This window comes from Cupriavidus sp. FW305-3-2-15-C-LB2, assembly GCF_058787575.1.
Map to the genome: position 1 here is coordinate 96,257 of NZ_JBYSZW010000002.1, position 13,688 is coordinate 109,944.

3 protein-coding genes are annotated in these 13,688 nt (G+C 72.7%); all 3 read left to right on the top strand.

Translation table 11 applies throughout. The features are described from left to right. Nucleotides 1-225 precede the first annotated feature (225 nt). The 3 genes from AC3WRR_RS02445 to AC3WRR_RS02455 all read left to right on the top strand — a co-directional run bounded on the left by AC3WRR_RS02445 (nucleotide 226) and on the right by AC3WRR_RS02455 (nucleotide 13,661). A complete protein-coding gene (locus tag AC3WRR_RS02445; protein WP_492296259.1) occupies nucleotides 226-1,173 on the top strand; it encodes a TauD/TfdA family dioxygenase in 948 nt (315 codons plus the stop codon). A 115-nt stretch (nucleotides 1,174-1,288) separates the two neighbouring features. Beyond that, complete coding sequence (locus AC3WRR_RS02450) at nucleotides 1,289-10,573, top strand: amino acid adenylation domain-containing protein (protein WP_492296138.1); 9,285 nt, start codon at nucleotides 1,289-1,291, stop codon at nucleotides 10,571-10,573. Next, entirely contained in the window at nucleotides 10,566-13,661 is a 3,096-nt protein-coding gene (locus AC3WRR_RS02455) for a non-ribosomal peptide synthetase (RefSeq protein WP_492296140.1), read from the top strand. Before AC3WRR_RS02450 ends, AC3WRR_RS02455 begins: the two co-directional genes overlap by 8 nt. Nucleotides 13,662-13,688: the final 27 nt, after the last annotated feature.

A 13,688-nucleotide genomic window follows, 5' to 3' on the forward strand; every position in this document is an offset into this window, starting at 1 on the left:
CAATGTGCAGACATTGTTCGCGTGGCCGCGCCCCTCCCGCCTATGGCCCCGCTGCAACGCCTTCCGGCGCCGTGCGGCAAGCGCGAACGAACCCAGCGAGGCAACAGGGATATGGATTTGGACACGACCGCTACCATCGCCGACCTCCATGCGGACCATCGCAGCGGCCCCGGCACGGCTGCCACCGCATCGACAGCAAAGGCGGGCGCGCCGCGCACCGCGCCGATGTTTGCGCACAGCGCGCTGCCACTGGTGGTCACGCCCGACGGCGACACCGACTGGCGCCGCCAGTTCGGCGCCATGGCCGCGATCGCCGCGGAACAGTTGCCGCGCGTTGGCGGCGTGCTGTTCCGAGGCTTCCGTTTTGACGATGACTCGGATTTCCGCGCCTTCGCCAGCGCCTTCGGCCATCCGCTGCTGAGCTATGAGTTCGGCTCGACGCCGCGCTCGCAGGTGAAGGAGGGCGTCTATACCTCCACCGAATACCCGGCGCACCAGGTCATCCCGCTGCATAACGAGCAGTCGTACACGCTGCAATGGCCGATGAAGATCTGGTTCCATTGCGTGCAGCCGAGCGAGACGGGAGGCGAGACGCCCATCGCCGACAGCCGGCTGGTCTACCAGCGCCTGGACCCGGTCATCCGCGAGCGCTTTGCCGCGCGCCGCCTGATGTACGTGCGCAACTACGGCAACGGCCTCGACCTGAGCTGGCAACGCGCCTTCAACACCGATGACCGCGCGCAGGTGGAGCGCTTCTGCCGCGCCCAGCGGATCGATTTCGCATGGAAGGCCGACGGCGAGCTGCGCACGCGCCAGCTATGCCAGGCCGTCGCGCGGCATCCGGTGACCGGCGAGATGGTGTGGTTCAACCAGGCCCACCTGTTCCATGTCTCGGGGCTCGCGCCCCACGTGCGCGAGGCCCTGCTCGCCGTGGTCGGCAGCGTCGACGAACTGCCGCGCAATGTCGTCTACGGTGACGGCGCGCCGCTGGAGGACGACGCCCTTGCCACCATCCGCGCCACGCTCGACGACTGCACCGTGCGCTTCCCCTGGCAGCAGGGCGATGTGCTGATGCTCGACAACATGCTGGCCGCCCACGGGCGCGGCACCTTCCGCGGCCCGCGCCGCGTGATCGTCGCCATGGCCGAGCCCGCGCCGCCCGGCCTGGGCTGATCCCGCCGCCGTCCCGATGCCCACTGGCCGCCCTGCGGGCCGGGGCCTTGTCATCTCCAACGTTTTCGCCATGTCGTCTTCCGTAGCTTCCCTGCCGGCAGAAACCGGCGCCCTGATGCGAACTCTGCGCGCCGATGGCGTGCGCCTGCGCCTGCTGGACGGGCGCTGGCGCGTGGCCGATGACTGCGCCGCCAGCGCTGAGGCGCTGGACGCCGCGGCCGCGCTGCTCGCCACGCGCGCCGCCGAGGCCGATGCCTGGCTGGCCGCGCATCCCGGCTATTTCGACCGCTATCCCGCCGGCCCCGGGCAACTGGCGCTGCTGGCCTTCCATCGCCGCCATCCGCACAGCGCCGCGTACAACATGGTGTTCACGATCGAGCTGGCGCCGGGGCTGCGCTTCGACCTGCTGGAGCAGGCCGCGCGCCATGTGGTGGATTGCCACGAGGCGCTGCACAGCGCCTACCTGGACGAGGACGGCGAGATCGTGATGGCGCGGCCGGCCGGCTTTGCAGCCGAGGTTTCGCTGACGCGCGTCGACGGCCTTGCCGAGGCCGATCTGATGGCCTGGTTCGAGCGCGAAGCGGACGAGCCGTTCGACCCCGACGCGGGCCAGGTCTGCCGCTTCCGCTTCCTGGTCTCGCGCCAGGCCGACGGCACCGAGCGCATGTGGATGTGTGCCGGCATGCACCATATCGCCGGCGACTATCTCGGCTTCGAGACGGTTTGCGACCAGATCCTTGCGACCTACGAAGCGCTGCGTGCCAAGGACCCGGCCAGTCCGCCGATGGCGTCGCAGGTGGGCCGCTACCGCGACTGGCTGGTGCGCCAGCGCCAGTTGCTGGCGGGGCCGCGTGGTGCATCGCTGCGCGCCTACTGGGACAGCGTACTCGAGGACGCGCCCGCGGCGCCGGCCCTGGCCGGCGAGCGCGCTGTCGAGCCCCGCCTGCGCGGCGCCGAGATTGAATTCCACCTGACGGCGCAACAGACGCAGGGCCTGCGCGACCTGGCCGCGCGGCTCGAGGTCAGCGTCTTCGTGGTGATGCTGGCGCTGTTCAAGACCGTGCTGCACCGGGCCAGCGGCGAGGACGACTTCTTCGTCGGCACGCCCACGGCCGGACGCTCCGGCGCGCAGCATGCCGACCTGATCGGCTATACGCTCAACGCCGTGCCGCTGCGCGCGGATTTCTCCGCCAACCCGGTCTTTGCCACGGTGGTGCGCGACTGCGCCCGCCAGATGCGCGGCGCTTTGCGCCACCAGCAATATCCGCTGGCGCGCATGGGCGGCGCGGATCGCAGCCTGGGGCCCTTGTTCCGGCATATGACGACCTTCGTGCCAGTGGGTCCGCGCAAGGTGCTGGGCCGCTACCTGGTGCGCGAATACCTGGCCACGCAGCGCGGCGCGGCCAACGACATGAACCTGCGCTGGCAGGACGAAGGCGAACGCCTGCGCGGCCAGTGGCGCTACGACGCTGACCGCTTTGCCCCGGAGGCCGTGCTGCGGCTGATCGCGGCGCTGCGGGTTGCGGTGGACGTGGTGCTCGACAACGCCGAAGTGCGTGTCGGTGATCTGTCCTTGTTCGATGCGGCGGTGCTTTCGCATGCGCAGGCCAGTGGTGCCGCAACGCAGGTCCACGCCACCGCGCTGGCGGCCTTCGAGGCCGGCGTGCGCGCGCATCCGGAGCGCCTCGCGGTAGACGCTGCCGATGCGCAGTTGTCCTACGGTGCGCTCGACGCCGGCGCTGACGCGCTTGCCTCGCGATTGCAGCAAGGTGGCGTGCGCCCCGGCGACGTGGTCGGCCTGCTGCTGCCGCGAGGCGCCGGCATGGCCGTGGCCATGCTCGCCTCGTGGAAAGCGGGCGCCGCGTTCCTGTGCCTCGACGCAGCCATGCCCGCCGCGCGGCTGGCACAACTGGCGGCAGATGCGGACCTGAAAGCGGTAGTGGGCGAGGGGGGCCAGCCGCAGTGGCTGGCGGACGTGTTGCCCGATGCCGGCTGGCATGCCGCATCCCTGCAAGTCGATGCCGCAACCCTCCCGGCGACATGGCCCGCTGCCGTGCCCGCCCAGCCGGCCTACCTGATCTACACCTCCGGCTCGACCGGCACGCCCAAGGCAGTGGTGGTGACGCAAGGCAACCTTGCGCACTACGCCGCTGGCGTGCTGCACGCGCTGGCCCTGCCGGCGGGATCGTCGATGGCGTCGCTGTCCTCCGTGACAGCGGACCTGGGCCACACCGCCTGGTTCGGCGCGCTGCTGGGCGGCCACACGCTGCGCGTGCTGGACGATGGGCTGGGCGAAGACCCCGAGGCCCTCGCCAGCGCGCTGGCGGCGCGGCCGGTCGATTGCCTGAAGATCGTGCCCTCGCACCTGCGCGCACTGCTGGCCGTCGCCGATCCGGCGCGGCTGGTGCCGCGGCAATGCCTGGTGTTCGGCGGCGAGGCGCTGGATGCGGCGCTGGTGGCGCGCGTGCAGGCGCTGCATCCGGCCTGCCGCGTGGTCAACCACTACGGGCCCACCGAAACCACGGTTGGCTGCCTGACGCACGCGGTGCCATCGGGCGGAGCGCAGGGTGCGATTCCGGTCGGCCGCCCGCTGCCCGGCGTCAGCGCCTACGTGCTGGATCGGCACCTGAATCCCGTGCCGCGCGGCGCGGCAGGCGAGCTCTACGTCGGCGGGGCCGGCGTCGCGAGCGGCTACCTGCGCCGCCCGGCGCTGAGCGCCGAACGCTTCGTGCCGGATCCCTTCCAGCCCGGCGGCCGCCTGTACCGCACCGGCGACCGCGTGCGCATGACTGATGACGGCGCCATCGTCTTCCTCGGCCGTGCCGATGCCCAGGTCAAGATCCGCGGCTTCCGCGTCGAACCCGGCGAAGTCGAAGCCTGGCTGCGCCAGGCGCTGCACGTGCGTGATGCGGTGGTACTGGCGCAGCCCTCGCCCGCAGGCGAAGGGCTGCGGCTGGTCGCCTATCTCGTGCCCGCCGACGGCTTCGGCCTGGCCGCGTTGCGCACCGCCATGGCTGCCGCACTGCCGGCGCCGATGCTGCCGGCGGCCTTCGTGCAGTGCGACGCCTTCGCGCGGCTGCGCAACGGCAAGGTCGATCGCAAGGCCTTGCCGCCGGTGCCCGATGAGGTCGCCGCGCCCGTCCGCGCTACACCGCAGGATGACACCGAGGCTACGCTGGCGCGCCTGTGGGCGAGCGTGCTCGGGCGCGATGCCGTCAGCGCCGACGACAACTTCTTCGCCCTCGGCGGCGACTCCATCCTCGGGCTGCAGCTGGTCGCGCAAGCGCGCCAGGCCGGTCTGGCGTTGACCCCCAAGCTGCTGTTCGCCCATCCCACGCCCTCGGCATTGGCCGCCGCACTGCGCGCGGGCGCCGCACCGGCCGACGCAACCGCTGCCATCGAGCAGACGCTGCGCACCCTCTGGCGCGAGATCCTGCAGCGCGACGAGATCGACCGCGACGCCGACTTCTTTGCGCTCGGCGGCGATTCCATCCTGGCGCTGCAGATCGTGGCCAAGGCCCGCGCGCAGCAGCTGATGCTGGCGCCCAGGGACCTGTTCGCGCACCCGACGCTGGCGCGCCTGTCGGCGCATCTCGCCGCGCGCGCACAACCTGCCGCCGCTCCCGCTGCGACGCCGGCCGTGGCACAGCCATTTGCGCTGAGCGGTCGCGACGCGGCAGCACTGGAGCGCCTGCGCGCCGCGCAGGGCGGCATCGAGGATGCCTATCCGCTGTCGCCGCTGCAGGAAGGGCTGCTGTTCCACCACCTGCGCGACGGCGGCAACGGCGCCTATGTCAACCAACTGGTGCTGGAAATCGACGGGCCGCTCGACCCGGCGCGGATGGCCGCCGCGTGGCAGGCGCTGCTCGACGCCCACCCGATCCTGCGCACCACCTTTATCGCGCCGGGCGAAGCCGGTTGCGGCGACCGCGCGCTGCAATGCGTGCATGCCCGCGCCACGCTGCCCGTGGCCGTCGAGGACTGGCGCGGCGAAGACGGCCCGGCGCTGGCCGAGCGTCTGGCAGCCTGGTGCCGCGCCGACCGCGCGCGTGGTTTCGACCCGGCTGCGCTGCCGCTGATGCGGCTGGCACTGCTGCGCACCGGCGAGCAGGGATGGTGGCTGGTCTGGAGCCGGCACCACCTGATCGTCGACGGCTGGGGCTCGGTGCAACTGCTCGACGAGGCGCTGGCCCGCTACGCCGATCCGGCCCACGCGCCGGCGCCGCGCCGGCCGTATCGCGACTATATCGCCTGGCTCGCCGCGCAACCCGCGACGGCGCGGCAGGCCTTCTGGCGCGAGGCCTTCGCCGGCCTGCCCGGTCCCACCGTGCTGCCGGGCATCGCGCCGGCGGCCGCGAACCACAGCGCGGTGCCGCTGTGCCGCGACCTGGTGCTGCCGGCCGGACTCGATTCCAGCCTGCGCGCGCTGGCCGCCGCGCATCGCGTCACCCTCAACACTGTGATGCAGGCGGCGTGGGGTATCGTACTGGCGCGCCATTGCGGCAGCGACGATATCGTCTTCGGCGTGACCTCGGCCGGCCGGCCCCCGGGCCTCGACGGCGCCGAGCGCATGCTGGGCGTGTTTATCAACACACTGCCGCTGCGTCTGCGTCCGCGCGGCCCGCTGGCGGTGACGGACTATCTGCAGGCTACCCAGCAAGCCGGCGTCGCCATGCGCGAGTTCGAACATGCCGCGCTGGCCGAGATCCAGGCGCAGGCCGGTACCGGTGGCGCGCTGTTCGACACGCTGATGGTGTTCCAGAACCTGCCCGACCTGAACGACCGGGCGCGCGAGGTGGCGTGCCTGCGCCTGCGCCAGCACGACAACATCGAGCAGACCCACTACGGCCTGACGCTGGAAGTGATGCCCGATCGTCGCTTCACCGTCCGCTTCACCTGCGATGCCGGCCGAGTTGAGGCGGGACGCCTCGCGCAATGGATGGACGCGTACGCGGCCGCGCTGGCATCGCTGGCCGAGGGCGCGGCGCATGTCGGTGCCGTCGATCTGCTTGACGCCGCCACGCGCACGCGGCTGCAGGCTTGGGGCGCCAGCGATGACACCAGCGTCTCGCAGGCAGCCCTGCACGACGACTACGTACAGCGCGTGGCGTGTCGCGTCGCCGCGCATCCTGAGCGCGTGCTGGCGCGCTGCGGCGATGCCGCACTGACCTATGGCGACTGGTGGCAACGTGCCGGCCGGCTCGCCGGGGGCCTGCGTTCCGCGGGCGTGGCGCAGGATGACGTCGTCGCAGTGCTGCTGCCGCGCGGGCTCGACTGGCTGGTCGCGCTGGCCGGAATGCTGCGCGCAGGCGCGGCCTGGGTGCCGCTTGACGTCAGCCATCCCCCGGCACGCTGGCAGCAGGTGCTGGCACAGGCGCGCCCCGCGCAGGTGCTGACCGATGCTGCAGGCGCCGCCGCGCTCGCCGAGGCAGGGATCGCAGGCGCCCGGACGCTGGCAGCCGTAGAGGCCTCCGCCGCGGGAACGACGGCACTGCCCACATCCTCGCACCCCGCCCAGCTCGCCTACGTGCTGTTCACCTCCGGCTCGACCGGCGTACCCAAGGGCGCGATGGTCACGCGCGCCGGCATGCTCAACAACATGCTGGCCAAGGTGGTGCCGCTCGGGCTGGGCGAGGGCGACGTGATCGCCCAGACCGCGCCGCCGTGCTTCGACATCTCGGTATGGCAGGCGCTCGCCGCGCCGCTGTTCGGCGCCCGCGTGGAGGTCGTCGCCGACGACGTGGTGCGCGATCCGTCCGCGCTGACGGCGCTGCTCGCGCAGCGCGGCGTCACGCTGTTCGAACCGGTGCCGTCGCTGCTGCAAGCTGTGCTGGACTGCCAGGCCGCGGAGGGCCGCGACGCGCCGCTGCCGGCGCTGCGCTGGGTGCTGCCCACCGGCGAGGCGCTGCCGCCCGCGACCGCGCGCGCGTGGTTCGGGCGCTATCCGGCGGTGCCGCTGATGAATGCCTACGGGCCCGCGGAATGCTCGGACGACGTGGCCTTCCACCCCTTGTCTGCCGATAGCCTGGGGCAGGGCAGCGACACCGTGCCGATCGGCCGTCCCACCGCCAATGCCGTGCTGCAGGTGCTCGATGCCGACGGCAACCTGGCCGCACCCGGCGTGATCGGCGAGGTCGCGGTGGCCGGCGCTGGCGTGGGCCGGGGCTACCTGGCCGACCCGCGCCGCACCGCGGCCGCCTTCGTGCCCGATCCGACCGGCGCCCCGGGCAGCCGCCGCTACCTGACCGGCGACCTCGGCCGCTGGCAGGCCGGCGGCGTGCTGGAATACGTGGGCCGCAAGGACTTCCAGGTCAAGCTGCGCGGCTACCGCATCGAGCTGGGCGAGATCGAGGCCGTGCTGGCCGCGCATCCCGCCGTGCGCCAGGCGCTGGTGACGGTGTACCAGGCCGCCGGCAGCGAATGGCTGACGGCCTACTGGCAGCCAGGAGCCGGCCAGGCCGTGCTGGAAGCCGAGCTAGCCGCCAGCGTCGCGGCGCGGCTGCCGGCCTACATGGTGCCGGCCGCGTGGGTGCGCATGCCGGCCTGGCCGCTCAACGCCAACGGCAAGATCGACCGCAAGGCGCTGCCCGCGCCGCAGGTGGCAGCCGCCGGCGAGGAGGGCGATCCCCCGGCCAACCCGGTCGAGCAAGCCGTGGCGGAAATCTGGGAGGCCCTGCTGCCCGGTGTGCGCGTTGGCCGCGACAGCCATTTCTTCCGCCTCGGCGGCCATTCGCTGATCGCCACCCGCGTGGTCGCGCGCTTGCGTGCCGCCGGCCACGCACAGGCCGCGCTGCGCGATGTGTTCGAAGCCCCGGTGCTGCGCGACTTTGCCGCGCGCCTGGCCACGGCGGCGCCCGCGGCGGCGATCCCGGCGCTGGTGCCCGTGCCTCGCGTTGCACGCATGCCGGTATCACTGGCGCAGCAACGGCTGTGGCTGGTCGAGCGCCTGCAGGGCAATGCCGGTGCCGCCTACAACATGGCCGGCGCGCTGCGCCTGCGCGGGCCGCTGGATGTCGCTGCGCTGCGCCAGGCCCTGGCCGCCGTGGCCGCTCGCCACGAGGTCCTGCGCACCGCCTATCCCGACGACGACGGCGAACCGTTCGCCAGCATCGGTGCTGCCGCAGGCATCGACCTGCCGGTGGCCGACCTCCAGGCACTCGCGCCCGAGACCCGCGACGCGGCGCTGCGCGAAGCCATGCGTGAACACGCGTCACGGCCCTTCGCGCTCGACCAGGCGCCGCTGTGGCGCGCCACGCTGCTGCGCTGCGCCCCGCAGGAACACGTGCTGCTGGTCGCGATGCACCACCTGGTGTCCGACGGCTGGTCGGTCGGGCTGCTGGTCGACGAGATCACCCATGGCTACCGCCGCGCACTGGCGCCGGACCAGGTCACACCGCTGCCGCCGCTGGCCCTGCAATACGCCGACTACGCCGCCTGGCAACGCGACTGGCTGCGCGGCGCCGCGCTCGACCGGCTGACCGCCTACTGGCGCGGCGCGCTCGCCGGCGCGCCGGCGGCGCTGGCCTTGCCGGCCGACCGCGCCCGCCCGCCGGTGGCGCGCATGGAAGGCGATGCCGTGCCGCTGCATATCGGTGCCGCGCGCATGGCACAAGTGCATGCGCTGGCCCGCGCCGAGCAGGTCACGCCCTTCGTCGTGCTGTTGGCCAGCTTCCAGTGCTGGCTGCACCGTGTCACCGGCATGGACGACCTGGTGCTCGGCACCGATGTTGCCGGCCGCCACGAGGCGGCGCTGGAGCCCCTGATCGGCTTCTTCGTCAACGTGCTGCCGCTGCGCTCCCGGCGCGTCGCCGGCGCCAGCTTCCGCGACACGCTGGCCGCCTGCCGGCGCGGCGTGCTGGCCGCGTTCGAGCATGACGGCCTGCCGTTCGACCGCATCGTCGAAGCCGCCGGCGTACCGCGCGACCGCAGCCGCAACCCGCTGGTGCAGGCGCTGTTCGTGCTGCAGAACACGCCGGCCGGGCAGCTCGCCATGCCCGGCGTGCAGGCCGACATGCTGCCGCCAGTGGAGCGCAATTCCAAGTTCGACATGGCGCTGTTCCTCGAGCCCGAGGGCGGGCAGGGAGCCGCAGCGCTGCGCGGCGACTGGGTGTTCGCCACAGCGTTGTTCGAGCGGACCACGGTGGCGCGCTTTGCCAGCGAGTGGCTGGCCACGCTGGACGCGCTGCTGCGCGCGCCGGACCAGCCCGTCGACCACGTCACCGAACTTGTCCCGGGCGCCGCGCGCCCGACCCAACCGAAACCCGAGGAGTCCCGAAACATGGAAACCAGCCAGCGCATGGCGGCCAAGCTCGACCAGCTCAAATCGCTGGCGCGGCCGCGCCCGGCCACCCTCGCTCCCGCCACTCCGGTTCCGTCCGCCGCCGACCCGGCCAGCCAGGTGCGGCTGCGCCCGCTGCGGGCCGGTGAGGTCTTTCCCATCGTGATCGAGCCGGCGGCGCCCGGCCTGGATCCCGTCGCCTGGGCCGCCCGGGCGCGCGGGCTGATCGCCGACACCCTGCATAAACACGCGGGCATCGTCTTCCGCGGCTTCGACCTCCCCACGCCGCAGGCCTTCGAGGCCTTTGCCGAAGCGATGCATCCCGGCCTGTACGGCAGCTACGGCGACCTGCCCAAGAAGGAGGGCGGCCGCAACACCTACCGCTCCACGCCGTACCCCGAACGCCAGATGATCCTGTACCACAACGAAAGTGCGCACCTGGAGCGCTGGCCGCGCAAGCAGTGGTTCTATTGCGAGCTGCCTTCCGCCATCGGCGGCGCCACCCCCATCGTCGACTGCCGCGAACTGCTGCGCCGCCTGCCGCCCGCGCTGGCCGCCGAGTTCGCCAGCCGGCAGCTCATGTATGTGCGCACCTTCACGCCACGGCTGGACGTGGACTGGCGCGACTTCTACAAGACCGAGGACCGCGCTGAAGTGGAAGCGCGCTGCCGCGCCGCCGGCATCGACTGCCGCTGGCTGGACGGCGACATCCTGCAGACCCGCACGGTGTGCCCGGCCATCGTCAGCCACCCGGTCACCGGCGAGCGCAGCTTCTTCAACCAGGTGCAGCTGCACCACGTGTCGTGCCTGGAGGAAGACGTGCGTGAAGACCTGCTCGAGATGGTGGGGCTGGAACGCATGCCGCGCCATGTGATGTTCGGCGACGGCACGCCGATTCCCGACGAGGCGATGAAGCTGATAGGCGAACTGTACGAGGCCTGCGCCGTGCGCTTCGACTGGCAGCGCGGCGACGTGGTGATGCTCGACAACATGCTGGCCGCGCACGCCCGCGACCCCTATGAAGGCCCGCGCAAGATCGTCGTCGCGATGGGCGATATGTTTGACCGCACCCAGCCCGACGGCAATGCCGCCGCGGTGCCGCAGGAGAACGCCGATGCCTGAGCTGCAGTCCGCCTGGACCCCGACACCCGAACAACAGGCCGCATGGCAGCAATGGCGCGACACGCCGGGGCCGCGCGCGCATGTGGCGCGGATCGCTCTGCACGGGCAGTCCGACCCTGCCGCAGTGGATGCCGCGCTGGGGGCGCTGCGTGTGCGGCACGAATCGCTGCGTACCGCATATATTGACAATGGCAACGAGCTGGTGGCCTGCGTGCCGCAGGCGGGCACCAACGGTGCCGCCACGGCCATCGCCGCGCCCGGCGATGCGCCGTCGCTGCCTGCGCTCGACCCGGCCACCGGCGACGTACTGCGCGCCTGCATCAGCCCTCTGCCCGCGGGCGGCGCCACCCTGTGGCTGCTGGTTAGTCCGCTGGCGGCTGACCGCGGCACCGTGCTGAAGCTTGCCGAAAACATGCGCGATGCATTGGATGCGCCGGCACGGATCGATGGCGATGAGGAATTGCCGCTGCAATACGCGCAATACGCCGACTGGCAGCAAGGCGCGCGCCTGGGCGAAGACGGCACTGGCAGCGCCGGCCGCGCGTACTGGCAGGCGCAGGCCGCCGGCCTGCCGGCCCCGCTGCGCATCCCCGATGCGCTGGCAGGAAGCGCCGCCGCGCAAGGTAGCGACACCTGGCGCCACACGCTGCATGGCGCGCACCGGCAGGCGCTGGCCGCATCGGCACGACAGTTCGGCACCACGCCCGAGCGCGTGGTGCAGGCGGCCTGGTGGACCGTGCTGGCGCGCCTGTGCGCGCAGCCGGTGTTCAGCGGTGCCTGGCTGCATGATTGCCGCCGCGACTACGACGTGATGGCCGATGCCGCCGGCGTATTCGTCAAGGCGCTGCCGGTCAGCGTGGCTTGGGACGCGCAGCGCAGCGTGGCCGAGCACTGGCGCGCCTGGCTGCCCGCGCTCGACAGCCACGCGGCGTGGCAGGAAGCCTGGCAGCCCGGGGATGCCGCGCCCCGTATCGGGTTTGCGGTAGCACCGCTGCCGCCCGCCGGCGTGGCGATGGCCAGCCCGGCATGGGCCGGCTTCGACCTGGTGTGCGAGGCACTCGATGACGGGCAGGGCATGGCGGCGCTCGCGCTGCATGCGCGCGCAGGCGTCCTGCATCCGCGCGTCGCGCAGTGGGTGCTGGCGCATCTGGCGGCACTGATCGCCACTTTGCCTGCGGCGCTCGACACGCCGCTGGAATCGCTGTCATGGCCTGCCGACGATACCTTGCGCGTGCCGCAGTGCTGGACGGGCGAAACGCCCGTGGGTGCGGGGCAGACCCTGCTCGCACGCATCGCGCAGCATGCCCGGCAGACACCGGATGCACCCGCGCTCGATGCCGCGGACCTGGTGCTCGACTACGCCGGCCTGCAGCGCACCGTGCAAGGCGCCGCGCAACGGCTGCGCGCGCTTGGCGTCGGCCCTGGCACGCGCGTGGCGCTGGCGCTGCCGCGCAGCGGCGCGCTGGTGGCGAGCCTGCTGGCGGTATGGGCCGCGGGCGGGGCCTATGTGCCGCTCGACCCGGCGTGGCCGCAGGCGCGCCGCCGCAGCGTGCTGGCGCAGTCGGCGCCGGTGCTGACCATCGCGCAGCAGGCTGCCCACGATAACGCCACGGTGATCCGTGCCGATGCGCTGCTGGCCAAGGCCGCACAGGTTGATGGCGAATTTGCCAGCGCACAGGAAGAAGCCGCCTACGTGCTCTTCACCTCCGGCTCCACCGGCGAGCCCAAGGGCGTGGTGGTCGGCCACCGGCAGATCAGCCATTACACCGCGGCGGTGTGCGAGGCGCTGTCGCTGGCGTCGTGCCGGCGGCTCGGCCTGACGTCGTCGGTCGCGGCCGACCTTGGCAACACCACGCTGTTCGCAGCACTGTGGCAGGGCGCGTGCCTGGCGGTGGCCAGCGATGACGACATGGCGCATCCCGCCGCCTTCGCTCGTTACCTGCGTGGACGCGAGGTCGACGCCATCAAGATCGTGCCGTCGCATCTGGCGGCGCTGCTGGAAACGGATGCACCGGCCGTGCCCGCCACCGTGATCCTGGGCGGCGAGCCCTTGCCCGCCAGCCTGGTGCAGGGGCTGCGCCGCCACGCGCCGGACTGCCGGATCTTTAACCACTACGGCCCGACCGAAACCACCATCGGCGTCATGGTCCATGCGGTCGGCGCGGAGGATCCGGCGTGGCCCGCCGGCACGGCGCCGCTCAGCCGGGCCCTGGGCGCGACGCGCGTACGGCTGCTGGACGATGCCCTGCGCCCGGTCCCGGCCGGCGTGGCCGGGCAGCTCTACGTCGGCGGTCCGCAACTGGCGCATGGCTACCTCGGCCGGCCGGACCCGGACGCCGCCGCGTTTGTCGACGACCCGTTCGCGGCAGGGCAGCGCCTCTACCGCACCGGCGACCTGGCGCGCGCCACCCCCGCCGGCCTGCAACTGCTGGGCCGCGCCGACCAGCAGGTCAAGATCCGCGGCATCCGCGTCGAGCCGGCGGAAGTCGAGGCCGCGTTGCTGGCCCAACCGGCGGTGGCGCAGGCTGCGGTCTGTGCCGCGCCCGGCCCCGGCGCCGCAGCCGTGCTGTGCGCGTTCATCGTGCCGGCATCGGCCGGCTCCGCCGACACGGATGCGCTGCGGCGCGCGCTTGCCGCCATGCTGCCCGACGCCATGGTCCCGTCGCGCTTGATCGCGCTGCCTGCGCTGCCGCGGCTGCCGAACGGCAAGACCGACCGCACGGCGCTGCGCACGCTGGCCGCATCGCCGGACGACATTGCCGCAGCGGCGCCGCAAGCTGCCACGGCATCCGCGGATGCCGTGGAGACCCTGGTCTGCGCGCTGATGGCCGAACTGCTGGAGCAGGAGCGGGTCGACCCGCACGCCGACTTCTTCGCGCTCGGCGGCCATTCGCTGCTGGTGATCAAGCTGGTGGCGCGGCTGCGCCGGCGCCTGCAGGTGGAGATCGCGCCGGGCGTGGTGTTCGACCGCCCGACTGCCCACGCGCTGGCCGCGGCCGTGCGTGAACACGGCGAGACGGCGGGCGAACTCGACGCGCGCGCGCTCACCGCGCTGAATGCGGCGCCGCAGGCTGCCGTGGCCGCCTGAGCGCTCCCCGATATCCATTGACCGTGA